We start from the raw sequence: 19,729 nt of genomic DNA, 5'->3' as shown, positions 1-19,729 counted from the left end.
CCCGGGAGGGCGCTCACGACGGGCCGGAGGGCGCGCGGCAGCTCCACGAAGGCGGCCGCGGCCCCGGTGGGCGCCGCACGGGCGCAGACGGCCGGCGGGCGCCGCCAGGCCGGTCGGGGGTGAGGAGCACGCAGGCCTCGCCGACGGCGCCGCGCACGATGTGGGCGGGCGCGCGGGTGCTGGACGCGGAGGTACGGGCGGACGGCGTACGGGCCCGGGTACGCACCGCGCGCGGCGAGACCCGGACCGTGACGGCGCAGCGGCTGCTGGTGGCGGTCGGCCGGGTGCCGGTCACCGAGGGCCTGGACCTGGCCGCCGCCGGCCTCACGGCGGACGCGCGCGGGTTCGTCGTACCGTCCGACGGGGACCTGCTGGAGACGGCCGTCCTTCGCCGAGGGGGCCGTGCACAGCATGCCGCTGACCGCGCCGGCGAAGGGGATGGTGCACGGCCGGGGCGGGGTGGCGAAGGTCGTCGCGGAGGGCGGGGGCGGGCGGATGCTCGGGGTGCATCTGGTCGGCCCGCACGTCTCCGAGCCGATCGCCGAGGGCCGGCTGGTCGTCGGCCGGGACGCCGAACCCGGCGACGTGGCCCGGCATGCGCACCCGCGTCCGACGCTCTCGGAGGCGGTGGGCGAGGTGTTCCCGACGCTCGCGGGACGCGGGCTGCACCAGCGGTGAGCACACCGAATGCGGTGGCCACGGCTCCGGTTGGCACATGGCCCCGGGGTGTTCGGCCGGATGCTTGACAGCCACCGCGCGCCGTGCGGGACTGGGAGGGCGAAGCAGGGCGGACGAATCGGGGGTGAGTCTCCTGCCGGAGCTGCGCTATCCCAGCGTTCCCGAACTGGTCGCCTCCGCACGGGTGTTGGCCGCTTCGGAACCCGGGCTGTGCGCGCTGCGCCAGGTGGGCCTCTCGCGCGCGGGCCGACCACTGCACCTGCTGTCGGTCGGGCACGCGCGGCGCTCGGTGCTGGTGGTGGCGGGCGCGCACGCCAACGAGCCGACGGGCGGCTCGACGCTGCGGGTGCTGGCCCGACGGGTGCTGGCCGAGCGCGAGTTGCGCACCGGCACCTCCTGGCACTTCCTGCTGTGCGCGGACCCGGACGGCGCCGCCCTGCACGTCACCCCGGCGCCGCACAGCCTGCTCGACTACCACCTCGGCTTCTACCGGCCCACGGGCGCCGAGCAGCCGGAGTGGTCGCCGTCCGTACTGCCCCCGGACCGGCTGCCGCCCGAGACCCGGGCACTGACCGGCGTGATCGACGAGCTGCGCCCCTACCTCCAGGTGACCCTGCACGGCACCGATCTGGGCGGCAGCTGGGTGCAGTTGACCCGGGACGTGCCCGGTCTCGCGGAGCCGTTCGCCAAGTCGGCGGCGCAGCTGCACATCCCGGTGGAGACGGGCGCCTCGGACGCGGCGGGCTGGCCGACGTCCGGGCCCGGGGTGCATGTGATGCCGGGGCCGGAGACGGGCGCGGCCTATCCGAGCATGCCGGACGACGCCCGGCGCAGCACCTGGTACCACGCCCACCGCTACGGGGGGCTCACCGCCGTGGTGGAGGTGCCGATGTGGGCCAGCGACCTGGTGGACGACCCGGCGCCGCACCCGGCACCGGCGGCCGCGATGCGGCGGCTGGCCCGGCGGCTGCTGCGGGACGCGCTGGAGGTGGAGCGGGTGCTGGCCGAGGCGCTGCCCCGGCTCGACGGTGCCGACGGGCCTCTGCTGCGGGCCGCGCGCTGGGGTCTGGAGCTGATCCCGGGCCTGGCCGAGGACTGGACGCACACCCCGCCGGCCGCCACGACGATGGCCTACGTGGGCAGCGTGGACGCCTTCGGGCGGCGGCTGCCGCTGCGCGCGGCCGCGATGCTGCTGCGGGTGCTCCGCGAGGCCGACGACCGGTCGGCGCCGGACCTCGGACGGCTCGTCGCCGCCTGGTCCGACTCCTTCGCCCGGCGCTTCCGGGCCCGCTGGGTGCCGTTGGACCACCAGGTGGAGCACCAGTCCCGCACGGTGCTGCTGGCGGCCCAGCAGGCCCGGGAGCAGGCGGAGCAGTAGGCCGCCGGTCAGTCGTCCAGGGCGAAGACGACCCCCGTCCGCGCGCGCAGTTCACAGGAATTGGTGTACGTCCTGCGGAAGTCGACGATCCGGCCGTTCCAGCGGCCCCGCGCGGTGGCGGTGACCGGGGAGTAGATCCGCGGGCAGAACACCTTGCGGGCCGGGATGCGGTCGATGTCGCCGCGGGCGGCCATCAGTTCGGCGCAGGCCTGGGCCGCGTACGGGTGGCCCTGGGGCGGCAGGCAGCGCAGCAGGGCGCTGTCGGCCCGGTCGCCCGAGCGGGTGATCGCGAGGTGCAGTCGGTTGACGCCCGGACGGGGTGCCGCCTGGGCCGGGCCCACGGCGAGGAGACCGGCGGCGGCCAGGAGCACGCCGGCGGCCGCTGTCGCTCTGGTGAAGTACGTCATGCCCGTTGCATCGGCAGGGCGCCCCCCGTTCCGCAGGGCGAGTCACCCGTTCGAACGACCGCGGCCGGTGGTGCCGTACGCGCGCTCAGCTCACCGACAACCGGTACGCCACCCGCCCGAACGCCACCTGGTCGCCCGCGCGGACCGCGACCGCTCCGATCACCCGGCGGCCGTTGACGGTGGTGCCGTTGGTGGAGCCGAGGTCCCGCAGGACCCACAGGCCGCCCTGGTGGCTGAGTTCGGCGTGCACCCGGGAGACCGTCTCGTGGGTCAGGCGCAGCCCGTTGCCCGGGTCGCGGCCTATGCGCAGCGGGCGGGTGTGGGCGGGCCCCGGCAGCAACAGCTTGGGCAGCCGCTCGGCCTGCCAGGCGCGGCGCAGTCGTACCGTGAATCCCGAGACCGCCTCCACGGTGCCGAAGACCGCGCGGGAGAAGCCGTTCTCGCGGGGCAGGTCGGCGACAAGGACGGCGAGTTCGTCGGCGTGGCGCGCGGCGAGCGCCAGTTCCATGCGGCGCAGGAACGTGTCGTGCGACAGGCGGCCCTTGGCCGCGCCGTCCCGCAGTACCTCCAGCGCCGCTTCCCGCTCCGCGTCGGACAACCGCGCGGACGTCGGGGCCGGGGCCGGGGCCGGGGCGGTGGAGAACTCGAAGGACGACGTCACGCCTGTGATTGTCGGTCAGCGGACGGCGGGTGTCCAGAAAACGGGTAATCGGCGCCCCCGCACGGCGACTTCCACGCCACCCGTCGGGAAACACGCCACGACACCCGGGGAAAAGGCCCCGATTCGAAAGCGGATCGATCGCCCGGCCGGGCACGATGGGGAACGCGGGACATCACGGTGAGCAGACGAAGGGGAACCGTCCGTGCAGTTCGAGGTGTGGGCACCGCAGGCAGACCGAGTGACACTCTGGTGCGAGGGCGTCGCGCACGCGTTGGCGCGCGATCCCGGGCGCGCGGGCTGGTGGAGGGGGGAGACCGAGGCGGGCGACGGCGCCCGGTACGGGTTCGCGCTGGACGACGGTCCGATCCTGCCCGACCCGCGCTCGCGCCGGCAGCCGGACGGCCCGGACGGGCTCAGCGCGGTGGTGGACCAGGAGCGGTACGCGTGGCGTACGCCGTGGCCCGGCCGGGAGCTGCCGGGTGCGGTGCTCTACGAGCTGCACGTGGGCACGTACACCCCCGAGGGCACCCTGGAGGCGGCGGCGGAGCGTCTCCGGCACCTGGTGGAACTGGGCGTCACCCACGTGGAGTTGATGCCGGTGTGCCCGTTCCCCGGGCGGCACGGCTGGGGGTACGACGGGGTCTCGCTGTGGGCGGTGCACGAGCCGTACGGCGGCCCCGAGGCGCTGAAGCGGTTCGTGGACCGGGCGCACGAGCTGGGGCTCGGCGTCGTGCTGGACGTCGTGCACAACCACTTGGGACCCTCCGGCAACCATCTCCCGTCCTTCGGACCGTACTTCACCGACACGCACACCACGCCGTGGGGCGCCGCCATGAACCTGGACGCGCCCGGTTCGGACGAGGTGCGCGCGTTCCTCGTCGGCAGCGCGCTGGCGTGGCTGCGGGACTTCCGGCTCGACGGGCTGCGGCTGGACGCGGTGCACGCGCTGTACGACACCCGCGCCCGGCACTTCCTGGAGGAGCTGTCGGCGGCCGTGGACGAGCTCGCGGCGGAGCTTTCCCGGCCGCTGTTCCTGATCGCCGAGTCCGATCTCAACAACCCCCGCTTCATCGCGCCGCGCACGGAGAACGGGCTCGGGCTGCACGCGCAGTGGAACGACGACTTCCACCACGCCCTGCACACCGCGCTGACCGGCGAGTCCCAGGGCTACTACGCGGACTTCGCGCGGGCACCGCTCGCCGCGCTGGCCAAGACGCTGACCGGGGGGTACTTCCACGACGGCACGTACTCCAGCTTCCGGGGCCGGCACCACGGCCGTCCGCTGGACCGCGCGCGGGTCGCCGGGCACCGGCTGCTCGGCTACGCCCAGACCCACGACCAGATCGGCAACCGCGCCCAGGGCGACCGGCTCTCCGCCCACCTCTCCCCCGGCCTGCTGGCCTGCGCGGCGACGCTGGTGCTGACCGCGCCGTTCACGCCGATGCTGTTCATGGGCGAGGAGTGGGCGGCCGGCACCCCCTGGCAGTACTTCACCGACCACACCGACCCCGAGCTGGCCGAGGCGGTACGACGCGGTCGGCGCCGGGAGTTCACGGCGCACGGCTGGGCCGAGGAGGACGTACCGGACCCGCAGGACCCGGCGACCCGGGACCGCTCCTGCCTCGACTGGTCGGAGCCCGGACGCCCACCGCACGCGCGGGTGCTGGACTGGTACCGCCGGCTGATCGCCCTGCGCCGCGACCAGCCGGACCTCACCGACCCCGACCTCGCCGACACCAAGGTGGCCTACGACGAGGAGGCCCGCTGGCTGGCCTTCCGACGCGGCGACGTACGGGTCGCGGTGAACCTCGGCAAGGAACCGGCCGCCATCCCGCTGGGCCCCCACCCGTCCCTGGTACTCGCCGCATGGGAGCCGGTGGACACCCCGGGCCCGGACGGCCTGCTCCACCTGCCCGGGGAGTCATGCGCGGTGCTCACTCAGCCCTGAGGCGGCGGGCGCGTCGCGAGGCGCGGACGCCCGTCACGGCTCCTCGCCCGCCGTCTTGAAGTCCGTCACCCGCTCCAGCAGGATCGGCTCCCACGCCCGGCGCAGCTGGGTGCGCAGCAGCGTCGGGTCGCCGGGGGCCCGGCCGTCGAGGTGCTCCATGAGGCGCAGCACCGTGTCGCAGCGGGCGAGCCACAGGCCGCGCAGACAGGGGCGGGCGCCGTAGCCGGCGAGGGTGGCGGCGCGCACGGCGGCCGGGGAGCCGACGGCGACGGCGAGTCCCGCGATGTCCTCGGCCGGGTCGCCGAGCACCGCCTCGGTCCAGTCCAGGATGCCCCGCACCCGCCCGTCGGCGCTGACCACCACGTGTTCGCCCGTCAGCCCGTGATGGGTGAGCACGGCGACGCCGGGCTGGGCGGCGAGCTGGGCCGCGCCGGCCGGGGTGAGCTGGTACATCGGGGCGGCGTCGAACTCGTCGGCGGCGGCGAGCCGTTCGGCCGCGTGCACCGCCATCCGGCGCAGCGCCTCCAGCGAACGCGGCGCCACGCGCGGCACGCCGAGCGACTCGGCCTGCCGTACCGGCACCGCGTGCAACCCCGTGAGCAGCCCGGCGAGATCGGCCTCGCCGGCCGCCGACACCTCGTGCTCCTCGGCGGTGCCGCCGGGCACCACGGTGTCGAGGGTGCAGGCGAGGCCGGGCGCCCAGTCGGCGCGCGCGACGCTGACCGGCACGGCGACCGGGACGTGCGGGCGGACCAGGGCGCGCAGCCGCAGCTCCCGGCGACGACGGGTGGACGCCTCGCGGTCGGGAGCGAGGCGCAGCACCTGGCGGGTGCCGACCCACCAGGTGTAGTCGTGCCCCTCCCGCACGGGGCGGACGTCGGGTCCGTCGCCCTCCGGGCCTTCCTTGAGCAGCGAACGGACCAGCTGGCGGACGGTGTCCGCGGTGGGGGTCGGTGCCTCGGTCATGGGTCGCGCGTTGCCGTTCCGGGTGTCGTCGGGGTCGGTCTCCCTGGGCCCGCCTGGGCCGTCAGTCCACTATGACCATCTCGCGGGTGGTGTTGTTGAGACGGCGGCCGCCGTCCTCGGTCACCGTGACGATGTCCTCGATGCGCACCCCGAAGCGGCCGGGCAGATAGATGCCGGGCTCCACGGAGAAGCACATGCCGGGCACCAGCGGCAGTTCCTCGCCCTCGATCATGTACGGCGGCTCGTGCGTGGTGACGCCGATGCCGTGCCCGGTGCGGTGGATGAAGTACTCGCCGTACCCGGCGTCGGTGATCACCGCACGGGCCGCGCGGTCGACCTCCTGGCAGGCCACGCCCGGCCGTACCGCCTGGTAGCCGGCCTCCTGGGCGGCGCGCACGATGTCGTGGACCCGGCGCTCCTCCTCGGTGGGCTCGCCGACGTGCACGGTGCGCGTGGTGTCCGAGCCGTAGCCGTCCTTGAGGCCGCCGAAGTCGAGGACGACCATGTCGCCGCGCTGGATGACGCGGTCGCCGACCTCGTGGTGCGGGTTGGCGCCGTTGGGCCCGGAGCCGACGATGGTGAAGTCGACCTGGGAGTGGCCGAAGCGGCGCAGCAGCGCGGCGAGGTCATGGCCGACGTCCGACTCGCGGCGCCCGGCGAAGGGCACCTTGCGGATCTCCTCGAACGCGGCGTCGGCCGCGGCCCCGGCGGCCGCGAGCAGCTGAACCTCGGCGGCGTCCTTGACCGCGCGCAGCATCGGCAGGGCGTCGGTGAGGGCGGCGTACGAGCTGTCGGGCAGGGTGCGCTGGAGGCCGAGGACGTGCATCCCCCAGGTGTTGTCGCTGATGCCGTAGCGGCCGCGGCCGTCGAGCAGGTCGGCGGTGACGGCGTAGGGGTCCTTGCCGTCGGTCCAGTCGCGCAGCGTCAGCGCCTCCCCGGCGGCGGAGTTCTCGGCGTCCGGGGCCTCCAGGGTGGGGACGACCAGCACGGGGTCCTGGCCGGGGGCGAGGACCAGCAGGGTGAGCCGCTCGGTGACGGCGGTGGGGGTGTAACCGGTCAGCCACACCATGTCCGGGCCGGGTGCCACGAGCAGCCCGGCGAGACCGGCGTCGGCCGCGGCGCGCGCGGCGCGCTCCATACGGGCCCTGTGGTCGGCTGCGCTGAAGGGCGTGGTCGTACTACCGGTCATCCGGGCCTCCGGGCGGATCGGGCTGGTCGGGCAGGTGCCGGGACGCGCGAGCGCCCCCGGGCAGCATCCTGCCCGTCCGGACCGGGCCACGCGACCCGATCGGACGATCCCACGATCACGGCACGCGCGGCACGCGTCCACACGGGACGGCTCCGCACGGGACGGGTCGCGGGGGTCGGCAGGACGGTCGGCATACGGCCATGATGACCCGCCGGAACCCCACTGACCAGCGAATTCCGCACGCTCGGCGGCGTCCCGCACGGCCGTGCGGACCGCTTAGGTCACCACCCCCGGCACCACCGTCAACTGCTGGAAGCCGCCCCGGCTGTGACGCACGGTGACAAGGATCTCGCTGCCGGGGCGGGCACGGGCGACGGCCCGTGCCAGGTCGGCGGCGGTGTCCACGCGGGCGGCGCCGAACCGGAGCAGGACGTCGCCGCGGACCAGGCCGGCCCGGTAGCCGGGGCCGGGCACGTGCACGCCCACCACCAGCGCGCCGGGGCTGCCGTAGTCGACGGCCTCGACGCCCAGGGTGGCGCCGGGGCCGGTTTCCCTCGTGGGTGCGGGCGCGGACCGGGGGCGCGGCGGCGCGGCGGGCCCGCCCGTGCCGAGCAGCGTGGCGCCGACCGCGCCGATCCCCACCCCGGACAGCACCAGCAGCGTGCCCGCGCAGACGCCGAGCAGCAGGGTCCGCAGCCGCCGTCCGCGCCAGGACGCGGCGTGCGGGTGAGGGGCGGAGCCGCCGCCCGTCCGCGGGCCCCGGCCCGGCAGCGGCCTGGGCCGCAACGCAGTGTGTTCCATGGTTCGCTCGCCTCCGGCCGGTGATCTACCCGGCGCACCGGCCCGCGACGAGACACGAACGAGTGAGACTGCCCCGCGGCCGGCGGCGGGTAGTCACCACGGACGACCCGCCGCGGACCCCGGCCCGTCGCCGTGCCGGCTCGGGCGGCCCTGGACCAGCCCTGGGCCGATTCGAGGGTGACTCAGGGCCGGCTCAGGGCCGGCTCAGGGCCGATTCGGGGCCGATTCGGGGCCGATTCGGGGCCGATTCGGGGCCGATTCGGCGCAGGACCGGCTCAGCCCATGTGCCCCCCGTGGCCGCCGCCGTGCGCCGCGGCGTGGTCGAACTTCATCGCCTCGGGCGGCATGACGACGAACGGGCGCATCATGCCCATGTCCTCGTGCTCCAGCAGATGGCAGTGGTACATGAAACGGCCGTACGCCCCGTCGAAGCGGCCCATGACCCGCACCATCTGGTTGCCGGGCACCCGGAAGACGTCCTTGTACCCCCCAGCCGTCGTTGCCCGCGCCGGTCTGGGCGCCGTGCAGATGGGTGACGGACCAGGCGGGCAGGGCGGCGACGTCCTTGTCGGGTTCGACGCCGCCCCGGCCGGGCTCGGTGGTGGCGGGCGCGGTGCCGGGCGCGCGGACCGGTACCTCGACCGAGGTCACCGGGTACTCGGCGGCCTCGGGGATGCGGTTGGTCCAGGCGATGCGGACGCGCCGGCCCCGCCGCACCTCGATGGTCGGGCCGGGGACATGGCCGTCGTAGCCCCACATGAGGGTGGGCGGCAGCTGCGGGTGCAGTCGCACCCAGGTCGGGCGCAGGGCGATCTCCGTCTCCTGCCGGAGCTCGAACACCCCTCGTGTTCTCGCGTGGTCTTGTTCCCCTCGCCGGTGAAGACCGCCGAGAGCCCGCCGAAGTTCCCTGAATGCCCTGTTCCGTACGAGAAGGTGCGGAAACGGCCGGTCGGTCCGGCGCGGTTCAGCCCAGTGCGGGAACCGGTGGCGCGAGCGTCCGGTCCGGCAGGAAGCCATGGGCGCGCCGCCCCAGCCAGGCGTCCTTGTAACGGTCCACGTTCCGGTGCCAGTTGAGGATGCCCGCCAGCCAGTTCCGCAGGTCGAGGACGTACCCGTCCATCGCCTCCCGCGCCTCTCGCGGGAGCTGGAAGTCGTCGTACAACACGGGCAGTTCGTGGGCGACGACATGTTCGAACTGCCGCATGCGCTGGGTGGTCAGGTCGTGTACGACGCCGAGCGCGGTCGGGTAGTCGATGCCGAAGAAGTTCTGCACGACGAGGACGGCGTTGTGGATCTCGCCCTCGTACTCGATCTCCTTCTGGTACGAGAAGATGTCGTTGAGCAGGCAGGCGTAGTCGACGGCGGCGTTCTCCAGGGAGCGCACCGGGCCGCTGCGGTAGACCTCCGGCGGGATCGCGGGGCCGCGGCCCGTCCGGCACAGGCTCAGGGTGAGGTCGGAGCCGAAGGTGGAGCGGCGCATCTCCAGGTAGTCGACCGGGTCGGGCACGCGGTTCTGCAACTGGTTGGACAGCTCCCACACCCAGCTCTCGGTCATGGTGTCCACGGCGGCCTTGAGGGTGCGCCGCTGGTCGGCGCTCATCCCGGCGGTGGTGCGGGCCCACAGGTCGATCAGGGAGCGTTCCATGGCGTTGCCGGGCACGAGCGTGGGCGCGCCCTCGACCGGCATGCAGGCCGACAGCCGGGCGGTGGTCAGACGGGCGGCGGCCAGGTCCCTGCGGTGGCCGTACACGAGCGGGTAGTAGTCGTCGCCGTACGTGCCGAAGGCGAGCCACTGGGCGCTGAGGTCGAGGGCCTCGGGGGTGGCGTCGGGGTCGATTCCGGCGGAGCACAGGGCGAGGTCGTAGGCGCGCAGCTTGTCCTCGTCCCAGACGCCCTCCCGGAGGATGCCGGTCCGGTCGCACCAGGTGCGCAGATTGCGGCGGGCGGCGTCGAGGTGGGGGCTGAGTTCCAGGGCGAACGGCATGTGGAACTCGGGCAGGATCGAGGGGCCGACCTTCTGGTAGGGCACATGCGTGTAGGCGCGCAGGCGCTCCTGCGCCGCGGCGGCGAGCAGGGCGCCGACGTGGGCGGCGGAGGTGCCGGGCCCGCTCGGGAGCCGCCAGGGCGAGTCGCTTCGCGCGCCCTTGTTCATGTAGCGGCTGGAGCGCATGTGCCATTCGTGGCCGCCGCTCTGCCAGTCCTGGAGTCCCTTGGTGTAGGCGGCGATCGCGGCCGTCTCGGCCGGGGTGAGGCCGTTCTCCAGGGCGGCGGCGGGCACCTCGGTGAGCGCGGTGTGCTCGAACTGGTGCAGGCGCGAGGTGAGGATGTCGTTGACGGTGTCGGCGGCCTGCTGGGTGGTGCAGCCGAAGAAGGTCTCCAGGACGAGCACGCCGTTGCTGTTCTCGCCCTCGTCCTCCACCTCGCGCTGGTAGGAGAACAGGTCGTTGCGCAGGTGGACGGCGTCGGCGAAGGTCTCCATGAGCACCCGCAGCGGTCGGGTCCCGGCGACGGCGGCGGGCACCTCCGCGGTCGCGTACTCCACGAGCCCGGCGGACCAGGGCGCGCCGCCCACCTTGCGGCGCATCTCGATGTATTCGACGGGGTTGGCGATCCGCCCCTCGTTGATGTTGGACAGCTCCCACATCGACTCGTTGAGCAGGTGCTCGGTGGCGACGGAGAAGCGGCGGCGCCAGTCCTCGGACATCGCGGGCACCGTACGCGCCCACAGGTCCTTCAGACCCGCCTCGACCGGGTTCTCCGGCTCGGGTACGGGGGCCGCGGGGTCGACCGGCATGAACAGCGGCAGCCGGTCGAGGTGGGCCTTGCCGGCGGCGCGGTCCTGGGTGCGCTTGAACATGTCCAGGAAGTGGTCGTCGAAGAAGAACACCCACACGTACCAGTCGGTGATCAGAGACAGGGCGGGGCCGTCGCAGTCGGGGTGGGTGTAGGCGCACAGCAGTCCGTAGTCGTGCGCCTCCAGGTCTGCCTGGTCCCAGATCCCGGAGCCCTCCAGCATGCCCATCTCGCGCGCCCACGCGGTCGAATGGGCGCGGGCCTCGTCGAGGTGCGGGTTGAGCCGCGCGGGATACGGCATGTAGAAGTGCGGGAGTTCGAACGGCTGCGTCATGGCCGGGCCCTACCCGCGGCCCTGAACACCCATCCGCCGCGCGGGACATGATCACACCATCGCGTGAACCGGCCCTCGGGCGTGCCCCGTCCGCGCTCTTGCCGTGCTCGGGTCCCCGGGACACGGTAGGCGCATGAACTCCTTCGTGCTGCCCCATGAGCTGCACGGCGACGGCGCCCACCGGGTGTTCGCCGTGCACGGCTGGTTCGCCGACCGGTCCGCCTACGCGGCCGTCCTGCCGGACCTGGACCGCGCCTCCTTCACCTATGTGCCGGTCGATCTGCGCGGCTACGGCGCGGCTATGGACGCCGAGGGCCCGTACACGACGACCCGGGCGGCCGCGGATCTCGTGGCGCTGGCCGACCGGCTCGGCTGGACGCGGTTCTCGGTGGTCGGGCACTCCATGGGCGGCGCGGTGGCCCAGCGGCTGCTCGCGCTCGCCCCGGAGCGGCTGCGCCGGATCGTCGGCGTCTCCCCGGTGCCCGCCGCGGGCATGCCGCTTTCGGGCGAGCAGGGCGCGCTGTTCACGGACGCGGCGCACAAGGCGGGCAACCGGCGCGCGATCATCGACTTCACCACCGGTGGCCGCCGCCCGGCCGCCTGGCTCGACCGGATGGTCGCGGCCTCGCTCCGGCGCAGCGACGCGAAGGCGTTCCGGGCCTGGCTGGACTCGTGGGCGGGCGAGGACTTCCACGCCGAGGTGGCCGGCAGCGAGGTGCCCGCGCTGGCCGTCGCGGGCGAGCTGGACCCGGCGCTGTCCCCCGAACTGATGCGGCGGACCTGGCTGTCCTGGTACCCGCGGGGCCACCTGGTCGCCCTGCCCGGGGCCGGGCACTACGCGATGGACGAGACGCCGCTGGAGCTGATCCGGGTGGTGGAGGACTTCCTGCGCGCGGACGGCCCCGCGTGAGCGTGCGCGAGGCGGTGCCGGTGCCCGACGTCTTCGACCCGCGCCGGTACGCCGCCGGGGTGCCGTACGACGCCTACCGGGTCCTGCGCGACGAGCACCCCGTGGCCTGGCAGGAGGAGCCCGAGGTGCTCGGCTGGCCGGCCGGGCCCGGCTTCTGGGCGGTGTCCCGGCACGCGGACGTCGTACGGGTCCTGAAGGACTCGGCCACGTACTCGTCCCACCTCGGCGCGACCCAGATCCGGGACCCCGATCCGGAGGACCTGCCGTTCATCCGGCGCATGATGCTCAACCAGGACCCGCCCGGTCACGGCCGGCTGCGGCGCCTGGTGAGCCGGGCGTTCACGCCGGGGCGGATCGAGCGGTTCGCCGCGGTCGCCCGGGAGCGGGCGCGGACGCTGCTTGCGGCGGCGCTGGAGCGGGCCGCGCGGGGGGACGGCACGGTCGACCTGGTGGCGGCCGTCACCGACGAGTACGCCCTGCTCAACCTCACGGACCTGCTGGGCGTCCCGGAAAGCGACCGGCGGCTGCTGCTGCGCTGGACGCGCCAGGTGATCGGCTACCAGGACCCGGACGAGGCGGGCCCGTCGGTACTGGACGCGTCGGGCAGGCCGCTGAACCCGCGCTCCCCGGCCATGCTGCGCGACATGTTCGCCTACGCCCACCAGCTGGCCGGGCACAAACGCCGGCACCCCGCCGACGACATCATGACCACGCTCGCCCAGGACCCCGAACTCGACGGGCCCGAGCTGGAGATGTTCTTCTTCCTGCTCACGGTCGCGGGCAACGACACCGTCCGCAGCGCGGCCCCCGGCGGCCTGCTGGCACTGGCCGAGCACCCGGAGCCGTACCGCCTGCTGCGCGACGGGAAGGGAGAACTCGACTTGGCCGTCGATGAGTTGCTGCGCTGGCACCCGCCCGTGCTGACCTTCCGGCGCACCGCCGCGCAGGACACCGAGCTGGCGGGCCGGCGGATCCGGGCGGACGACAAGGTCGTGGTGCTCCACGCCTCCGCCAACCGCGACGAGCGGGCCTTCGCCGATCCCGGCCGGCTGGACCTCGCCCGCTCCCCCAACCCGCACGTCTCCTTCGGGGACGGACCGCACGTCTGCATGGGCGCCCATTTCGCCCGGCTCCAACTGCGGCTGCTCTACGCGGAGGTGCTGCGGGCCCTGCCCGTGCTGCGGCCCGCGGGACCGGCCGAGCGGCTGGTGTCGAACTTCATCAACGGGATCAAGTCGCTGCCGGTGCGGACCGGCTGACCTGGATCAGCGCGTGCGTGCCGTCCGTGCGCCAGCGCTGTCCCTCCGCCGCCACCAGGCTCGCTTCGGTGGCGGCGGACAGTCCGGTGACGACCTCCGACTTCAGGGTGCGCAGGGCGGCCACCGGGCCCGGGAAGTACGCGGTCGCCGTCGCGAAGGGCGTGGTCGGCGGCCACATCCGATCGCCCACCAGGCGGCGGTAGTTGAGGTCTCCCTTGAGGACGGTGAGCGTGGCCGCGGCGAACTCGGCCCGCAGCTCCGCGGGCATCCGCGCATACGGCAGCGGGGCGCAGGAGAAGGGGTGGGCGCGCACCGTGAGCCGGCCGTCGGCCATGGCGGACCACAGCAGCCGCCCGTGGTCACCGGCCGCGCCCGGCGCCGCGCGCACCCGTTCGAGGGCGTCGATCACATCGGCCGTCGTCGCGTCCGAGACGTAGTACGGGTACGGCTTCACGTGCAGGACCGCCCGCGCGATCCGGTCCCCGGCGAGGAGGTGGGCGATCAGCAGCAGGTCGGGGACGAGTTCGCGGCCGGCGTTGTCCGCGACCAGGACGAGGGTGGCGGCGCCGCCGGGCGGCAACAGCGACCACAGCCGTTCACTGTCGTCGGCGACCAGCGCCGGCGCCGGTTCACGGGCCTCGGCGCCCGCGGCGGAGATCCGGAAGCCGAGGTCGGCGCGGTTTCCCCACAGCGAGCCGTGCAGCAGGGCGCGCCCCCGCTCCCGCTCCGGCAGCTCCCGCAGGTCGTCCAGCGCGGCGAGTTCCCGGTCGGTCTCCGGCGCGTCCAGCTCGGCGCGTTTGAAGGGCCGGAAGGGATCGATGGCCCCCCAGGCCCCGGCGCCGAAGTAGCCGACGGCTTCGAGGAGTCGGCGGTAGAAGTAGCTCTCGGACCACAGCCACGGCACGTCGAACCAGGACCGCCCGGCGTACTCGGCCAGGCCCCACGCGTGCCACGCCGGCCGGTCCGGGGCGTCGGCGGGCAGGGGTTCGACGGTCCCCCCGGCGCAGCTCTCCTGCAGCTCGTCCAGTGCCCGGTGCTGACCGGGTCCGTACGGGAAGGCGGCCCGCACCTGCCGGATGATCGCCGGGTGCCGCTCGGTCAGCACCCCGTGCGGGAACGAGCCGGGTTCGTTGCCGAGGATCACGGGTGCGAACGGGGTTTCGGGCATGTCCGTCACGGTACCGCGCGCCTCACGCGGTTCTGATCTCCCGCTCCAGCTGCGTGGCGAGGGTGACGTAGCGGGGGCGGCGGTGCACCGGGACCAGGCCGCGGATCATCAGATGCCACATCTCGGCGACCCGGCGCGGCAGGCGTCCCACGGGTTCGAACCGGCCGGCGACCCGGGTGCCGAAGAAGAAGCAGACGAGCGAGTGGGCGGCGGCGCCGACATCGAGGTCGCCGTGGACATCGGCCTCGCGCACGGCCCCCGTGAACTTGCGGGCGGCGAACTCCAGCCACTCGGTGTAGGGGTGGCGCAGCGGCGGCCGCACCGTGACGTCGGCGGTGGCGAGACGGAGCCCGGCGCGCGGTACCGGGTCGTCCACGGCGAGCCGGGCGATCCCGAAGGTGGTGCGCATCAGGCCCTCCAGAGAGGAGAAGCCGCGGCCCTCGACATCGGCCACCAGACGGCGGGCCGCGCGGGCCTCCAGCTCCAGGATCGCGTGCGCCAGGTCCTCCTTGGCGGCGAAGTGGAAGTAGAGAGCGCCCTTGGTGACCTTCGCGTGTGCGACGATGTCGCTGAGACTCGTGGACTCGTAGCCGTGCTGGTCGAACAGATCGGCGGCGGCCGTGATGATCGTGGCCCGGGTCTGTTCGGCGCGTAACTGCCTCGCCATCCTGGGACCCCTCCTCGCGAGACGAACGAACGGGACATGCGGTTTGTTTTTAACCCCTTGCATACGATAACTCACCGAATGACAACGGGAGTCCGGATTGCTACCCGTTTGCGGGACACGTGCCACCCGCACCGGCACCCTGGCATCGAACGGACACTCGACACCCGGTGCCGCACCCATGATCGCCACGATACGAGGCGGACCGCCGGCTCCTCAACGGGATCTCACCGGAGGTCCGAAACAGGTCAACTGGTCTGTCCTGTAAGGGAGTACGGCCGCGACGCGGCCGACGGCACACAGCAGGGCGGCGCCGCCGCGGTGCCGGGGTGCACCGGGACGACGCCGCCTGGGCGCTGTGCTCACGACGACCCGAAGGGGCCGCCTTGGGGGGTCAGTTGACGTAGACCGAGGCTCCGCCGTCCGTCACCGGCGCGTACTTGGCGCTGAAGTAGGCGGTGGAGAAGCAGAGCGAGGACCCGGAGGTCTTGGTGAACTGCTGGTTGGTGAAGGTGATGCTGTTGTCGGCGTTGCTCGCCGTCCCGGACAGGCTCGGGCCCTGGTAGACGCAGGTGACGCTGCCCAGCAGGGTGCTCAGCTTGACCGTGGACTGGATGACGGAGCCGCTCGGGGGTGCGACGGTGAGGCCGCCGCCGGAGCTGACCGATGCCGTGTAGGGCAGGTTGTCGATGGTCACGCTGTTGACGCCGAGGACGCCGGTGACGTTGCTGGTGCAGCCGCTGAAGGTCTGCGCGGTGACGGACTCGGTGGCGGTGCCGGGCGCGGTGGGGTTGGCGGTGACCTTGGCGGTGAACTGGGAGGTGCCGCACTTCACGCCGCTGGTGCCGGTCGAGCTGGAGTAGAAGGTGGCGGAGGTGCCGCTCGCCAGGGGCGCGGTGAACGTGTCGCCGACCGCGACGGCGGTACCGCCGGCGCTGCCCGTGGTGAGGACGGAGCCGGCCGCGGAGGCGGGTCCGGCCGACACGAGGGCGAGCGTGGTGGCCGTGGCGGCGCCGGCGAGGGCGATGAGGGTTCGCGTACGCATGCGGGTGCCTCTCTGATGAGTGGGGGAGATCAGGACGTGGGCGGTGCGCAGCGGTGCGGGGGTGGTGCGAGCGGTACTGGTGGTGCTGGTGGTGCGTGGCGGTGCCGGTGGTGCCGGTGGTGCGGTGTCGCCGCCGACGCGGTCCGTCACGCCTTCTCCGTACGCGACGGACCGGCGACGGCGGCGGGCCGGACACCGGCCGGTACCCGGGGGGAATCGGCCGGGCCGGACGAACAGGGGGGTGCCGGTACGGACCCGTGGGGGAGCCGTCCGTGCCGTGCTCGCGCGAAGTGCGGGGGGATCACCGTGCGAAACGGCCACCGCTCGAAAGGGCCGGCGTGGCGGCGACCCGCGTTCGAGACGATCGGCCGTGCGATGGAGCGGTTGCCGCGTGAGGGCCGGGAACGCGGCCGGTGCCCTTGCGGGACACGGCCGCTGCCGCTCTGGGGATCCGGCGCCACGGATCCGTGGAATCTGGGGAATTTGTAGCCCCGTCAACCATCGGCGTCAAGTCATTGGACTGTTCAACTTCTGCATGAGCAGAGGGAGTTGAGATCCCGAACGACCCGCACGCACCGTCGACACTCTTTTTTCACATCTCCCTTGACCCCAAAAAGTAACCGGCGGTAACTTCCTCGAAAGGCTACCGCCGCGTAACGAGAAAGCCCTTGCACCCGCCGGGAGTGCGAGGAGGCGTCCGCGGCGGCCGCTGTCCGCGCCAGGACATCGCGCCACTGAAGCCCAACCCGCATTGATCCATGCCCATGGGAGCAGACATGGCCTCGTCCCCGGACGTCCCGTCCACCGACAACACCCCCGAGAACCCGGGCGGTTCGCCGTCCGAAGCACTGAGCAGCACAGGCACCACCGCGGCCGAGAGACGGGGCCGCGTCCGGGCCCGCCGCGCCGCCGTGATGGCGGTGCCGGCCACCCTCGTCGCCGCCGGCCTCGCGGTTCTCACCGCGCAGGGCGCGCTGGGCGTGCAGTTCGCGATCTCCGGCATGCCGTTCACGGTCGCCGCGAGCCAGCTGGACGGCACCGGCTTCGAGCAGTTCGGCGGCCTGGACAACATGGCCGACGGCAGCCCCAACGCCGGTGACACCGGCGGCCAGGTGCTCGTCGTCACCTCGGCGATCAAGGAGGCCACGCTCACCAAGCTGTGCCAGAGCGTCGACCTCGGCGGCACCAACCTGCTGATCACCGCCGGCAACGGCGCCGCCAAGGTCAAGGCGTCCGATCTGACCACCGACTCCACCGAGATGTCGGGTGACGCGCTGTTCCACCACATCGAGCTCGGCAACGACGCGAGCACGCTCACCGAGGCCAACGCCAAGGGCCCGAAGGGCGTCTTCAGCCAGCAGGCCGACCGTGTGCACATCGACAACCTGCGGCAGACCAACTACGCGACCACGGCAGGGGTGTTCAAGCTGCCTGGCCTCAAGCTGCGCTTCAGCGACTCGGGTTGCTGAGCGTCGTGACGGAGAGTCCACGACGGGGACCCAGGCGCGCCTTCCGGGCCTGGCGGTCCCGCCGGCCGTTCTGGGGCGGGCTGCTGCTCGCCCTGGGCGGGGCCGAGATCCTGCTGTCCGAGAAGGCGTCGCTGAAGGTCGTGATGCACATCGGCATGCAGGGGCTCGCCGGCTACCTGCTGCCGGCCCTGATGGCACTGCTGGGCCTGCTGATCCTCTTCAACCCCGCCCAGCGGCTCTTCTACTCCATCACCGGAGTGCTGCTGTCGCTGGGCACCTGGGTCACCTCCAACCTGGGCGGCTTCTTCATCGGCCTGCTGCTCGGCGTCGTCGGCAGCTGCCTCGCCTTCGGCTGGCTGCCGGACCAGGAGCCGCGCAGGAGCCGTCGCAAGCGCCGCCAGGCTCGGGCCCTCGCCAAGGAGGCCGAGACGACCGCGGCATGACGTCCCGGAACTTTCCGGCCCCACCGCCAGTTTCTACTGTGTTGTAGAAGTTGCCGGTGGGTGCCGTGGGGCACCGGCCGTGGACACGAGGAGCGAGCATGGCCCTGTGGGACCGCCTCAAGGAGTCCGCATCGCAGATGCAGACCCAGTTGGTGGCGAAGAAGAACGACCTGAAGAGCGGTGCCTTCCGGGACGCGAGCATGGCCATGTGCGCCCTCGTCGCCGCCGCCGACGGCACCGTCGACCCCTCCGAGCGCCAGCGCGTGGCCCAGCTCATCGCCACGAACGAGGTGCTGCAGAACTTCCCCGCGGACGACCTGCGCCGCCGCTTCGAGGACAACCTGAACAAGCTCACCACCGACTTCGCCTTCGGCAAGGTGAGCGTCCTCCAGGAAATCGCCAAGGCCAAGAAGAAGCCCGCCGAGGCCCGCGCCGTGGTCCAGATCGGCATCGTCATCGGCGGCGCCGACGGCGACTTCGACAAGACCGAACAGGCCGTCGTCCGCGAGGCGTGCTACACGCTGGAGCTGCCGCCGCACGAGTTCGACCTCTGAGCGGGGTGACCCGGGCGGGGCGCAGCCGGGAGTCCCCGGCCGCGCCCCCGCGCCTCGCGTACCGCGGGCCTCAGCCGAGCCCCGCCGACTTCAGCCACGCCTTCGCCACGTCCAGCGGGTCCTTGTGCCGGAGCTGGACCTGGGCGTCCAGGTCCAGCAGGGTCGCGGTGTCGAGTTTGGCGGACACGGCGTTGAGCGCGGCGACGCCCTTCTTGGGCAGGGCGGTCCTGGAGACGACGGGCTGGACGTTCTCGAAGCCGAAGAGGTTCTCGGGGTCCTGGAGGACGACGAACTTCTCCTTGGCGATGGTGGGATCGGTGCTGAAGATGTCGGCGACCTGGACGTCGTCCTTCTTCAGCGCCGTCTGGGTGAGCGTGCCGCCCGCGTCCAGCGCCTTGAAGGACTTGAAGTCGAGGCCGTAGACGGACTTGAGGCCCACCAGGCCCTGCTGCCGGGTCTGGAACTCCGGCGATCCCCCGATCACCAGGTCCTTGGCGACGGGCTTCAGGTCGGCGGCGCTGGACCGCGTGGTGAGGTGGTACTTCCGTGCGGTCGCGGCGTTGACCGCCAGGGAGTCCTTGTCCTGCGCCGACGAGGCGTCCAGCAGGGTCAGCTTGGGGTCGAGCCTGGCCTTGATGGCCGCCGTGGTCTCCTCGGCGGTCTTCGGGGTCGCCTTGGGGTCGAGGTAGGCCAGCAGCGCGCCGTTGTACTCGGGCAGGACGGCGAGGGAGCCGTTCTTCAGCAGACCGTACGTGGTCTCGCGGCTGCCGATGTTCGGCTTGTACGTGACGTCGATCCCCTTGGCCTTGAGTGCCTCGCCGTAGATGTCGGCGAGCAGGTTGCTCTCGGGGAAGTTGTTGGAACCGACGACCACGCCGTCGGACTTGGAGGAGCAGCCCGCCAGCAGGGCCGTCGCCATCGCGAGCGCGACAGCGGCCGCCGCGCCCCGGTTCCTCCGTATGGACCTGCTGATATGGGTGGTTGAAGTCACCACCTGATCCAATCCAGGCGCTTGACGCCCCGTCAACCACGCGTCTCGCTCTTGTAACGCATTCTTGATGA

At 73.1% G+C, this 19,729-nt stretch carries 18 protein-coding genes and 2 pseudogenes; 8 read left to right on the top strand and 12 right to left on the bottom strand.

The window, feature by feature from the left end; all coding sequences use genetic code 11:
- Positions 1-164: 164 nt before the first annotated feature.
- A pseudogene (locus ACWDD7_RS03310) lies at positions 165-678 on the top strand (dihydrolipoyl dehydrogenase); the annotation flags it as partial.
- A 124-nt stretch (positions 679-802) separates the two neighbouring features.
- Positions 803-2,056, top strand: coding sequence for a M14 family zinc carboxypeptidase (locus tag ACWDD7_RS03305; protein ID WP_450456024.1), 1,254 nt, complete (start codon positions 803-805; stop codon positions 2,054-2,056).
- A gap of 8 nt (positions 2,057-2,064) precedes the next feature.
- On the opposite strand, the gene ACWDD7_RS03300 is transcribed toward ACWDD7_RS03305, so the two are convergent.
- Both ACWDD7_RS03300 and ACWDD7_RS03295 read right to left on the bottom strand, forming a co-directional pair.
- Entirely contained in the window at positions 2,065-2,463 is a 399-nt protein-coding gene (locus ACWDD7_RS03300; RefSeq protein WP_450456022.1) for an SSI family serine proteinase inhibitor, read from the bottom strand.
- An 85-nt stretch (positions 2,464-2,548) separates the two neighbouring features.
- Positions 2,549-3,124 carry a DUF1707 and FHA domain-containing protein gene (locus ACWDD7_RS03295; RefSeq protein ID WP_351866435.1) on the bottom strand — a complete coding sequence of 192 codons (576 nt, stop codon included), beginning with the start codon at positions 3,122-3,124 and terminating at the stop codon, positions 2,549-2,551.
- 202 nt (positions 3,125-3,326) lie between these two features.
- Between ACWDD7_RS03295 and treZ the strand changes: the two genes are divergently transcribed.
- Positions 3,327-5,072, top strand: coding sequence for a malto-oligosyltrehalose trehalohydrolase (gene treZ / locus ACWDD7_RS03290; RefSeq protein WP_450456020.1), 1,746 nt, complete (start codon positions 3,327-3,329; stop codon positions 5,070-5,072).
- Positions 5,073-5,105: 33 nt separating this feature from the next.
- Here the strand turns inward: treZ and ACWDD7_RS03285 are convergent, their stop codons facing one another.
- The 6 genes and pseudogenes from ACWDD7_RS03285 to cyc2 all read right to left on the bottom strand — a co-directional run bounded on the left by ACWDD7_RS03285 (position 5,106) and on the right by cyc2 (position 11,155).
- Positions 5,106-6,038, bottom strand: coding sequence for an aminoglycoside phosphotransferase family protein (locus ACWDD7_RS03285; RefSeq protein WP_450456018.1), 933 nt, complete (start codon positions 6,036-6,038; stop codon positions 5,106-5,108).
- A gap of 61 nt (positions 6,039-6,099) precedes the next feature.
- The gene (locus ACWDD7_RS03280) at positions 6,100-7,227 is read right to left on the bottom strand and encodes an aminopeptidase P family protein (RefSeq protein ID WP_351866427.1); all 1,128 of its coding nucleotides are present in this window, start codon (positions 7,225-7,227) and stop codon (positions 6,100-6,102) included.
- 276 nt (positions 7,228-7,503) lie between these two features.
- Positions 7,504-8,028: a PDZ domain-containing protein gene (locus tag ACWDD7_RS03275; protein WP_450456016.1), complete on the bottom strand. Its 525-nt coding sequence runs from the start codon at positions 8,026-8,028 to the stop codon at positions 7,504-7,506.
- Between the two features lie 275 nt (positions 8,029-8,303).
- Positions 8,304-8,495 (bottom strand): multicopper oxidase domain-containing protein, encoded by a 192-nt coding sequence (locus ACWDD7_RS03270; RefSeq protein ID WP_450456014.1) that lies wholly within the window; start codon positions 8,493-8,495, stop codon positions 8,304-8,306.
- Between the two features lie 22 nt (positions 8,496-8,517).
- Positions 8,518-8,862 (bottom strand): annotated as a pseudogene (locus ACWDD7_RS03265) (multicopper oxidase domain-containing protein); the annotation flags it as partial.
- A gap of 130 nt (positions 8,863-8,992) precedes the next feature.
- Entirely contained in the window at positions 8,993-11,155 is a 2,163-nt protein-coding gene (gene cyc2 / locus ACWDD7_RS03260; RefSeq protein ID WP_450456013.1) for a germacradienol/geosmin synthase Cyc2, read from the bottom strand.
- A gap of 133 nt (positions 11,156-11,288) precedes the next feature.
- Here cyc2 and ACWDD7_RS03255 point away from each other — a divergent pair, with 133 nt between their 5' ends.
- The gene (locus ACWDD7_RS03255) at positions 11,289-12,065 is read left to right on the top strand and encodes an alpha/beta fold hydrolase (protein WP_450456011.1); all 777 of its coding nucleotides are present in this window, start codon (positions 11,289-11,291) and stop codon (positions 12,063-12,065) included.
- Entirely contained in the window at positions 12,062-13,324 is a 1,263-nt protein-coding gene (locus ACWDD7_RS03250; RefSeq protein ID WP_450456009.1) for a cytochrome P450, read from the top strand. Before ACWDD7_RS03255 ends, ACWDD7_RS03250 begins: the two co-directional genes overlap by 4 nt.
- Here ACWDD7_RS03250 and ACWDD7_RS03245 read toward each other — a convergent pair.
- The 3 genes from ACWDD7_RS03245 to ACWDD7_RS03235 form a co-directional block, all read right to left on the bottom strand.
- Positions 13,296-14,492: a damage-control phosphatase ARMT1 family protein gene (locus tag ACWDD7_RS03245; RefSeq protein WP_450456007.1), complete on the bottom strand. Its 1,197-nt coding sequence runs from the start codon at positions 14,490-14,492 to the stop codon at positions 13,296-13,298. The genes ACWDD7_RS03250 and ACWDD7_RS03245 overlap by 29 nt on opposite strands.
- Positions 14,493-14,514: 22 nt before the next feature.
- Positions 14,515-15,159, bottom strand: a complete 645-nt coding sequence (locus ACWDD7_RS03240) for a ScbR family autoregulator-binding transcription factor (RefSeq protein ID WP_351866412.1) — start codon at positions 15,157-15,159, stop codon at positions 14,515-14,517.
- 391 nt (positions 15,160-15,550) lie between these two features.
- Positions 15,551-16,201: a Tat pathway signal sequence domain protein gene (locus ACWDD7_RS03235; RefSeq protein WP_351866552.1), complete on the bottom strand. Its 651-nt coding sequence runs from the start codon at positions 16,199-16,201 to the stop codon at positions 15,551-15,553.
- 776 nt (positions 16,202-16,977) lie between these two features.
- Between ACWDD7_RS03235 and ACWDD7_RS03230 the strand changes: the two genes are divergently transcribed.
- The 3 genes from ACWDD7_RS03230 (at position 16,978) to ACWDD7_RS03220 (ending at position 18,667) form a co-directional block, all read left to right on the top strand.
- Positions 16,978-17,670 carry a DUF6230 family protein gene (locus ACWDD7_RS03230; protein WP_450456005.1) on the top strand — a complete coding sequence of 231 codons (693 nt, stop codon included), beginning with the start codon at positions 16,978-16,980 and terminating at the stop codon, positions 17,668-17,670.
- A 5-nt stretch (positions 17,671-17,675) separates the two neighbouring features.
- On the top strand, positions 17,676-18,113 hold the full coding sequence (locus ACWDD7_RS03225; protein ID WP_392211763.1) for a DUF6114 domain-containing protein: 438 nt from the start codon (positions 17,676-17,678) through the stop codon (positions 18,111-18,113).
- Between the two features lie 98 nt (positions 18,114-18,211).
- Positions 18,212-18,667 carry a tellurite resistance TerB family protein gene (locus ACWDD7_RS03220; RefSeq protein WP_392211762.1) on the top strand — a complete coding sequence of 152 codons (456 nt, stop codon included), beginning with the start codon at positions 18,212-18,214 and terminating at the stop codon, positions 18,665-18,667.
- A gap of 70 nt (positions 18,668-18,737) precedes the next feature.
- On the opposite strand, the gene ACWDD7_RS03215 is transcribed toward ACWDD7_RS03220, so the two are convergent.
- Positions 18,738-19,658 carry an ABC transporter substrate-binding protein gene (locus ACWDD7_RS03215; RefSeq protein WP_392211761.1) on the bottom strand — a complete coding sequence of 307 codons (921 nt, stop codon included), beginning with the start codon at positions 19,656-19,658 and terminating at the stop codon, positions 18,738-18,740.
- Positions 19,659-19,729 lie beyond the last annotated feature (71 nt).

Source organism: Streptomyces sp. NPDC001056 (assembly GCF_053598955.1).
This window is presented reverse-complemented; position numbering and strand designations above follow the sequence as displayed.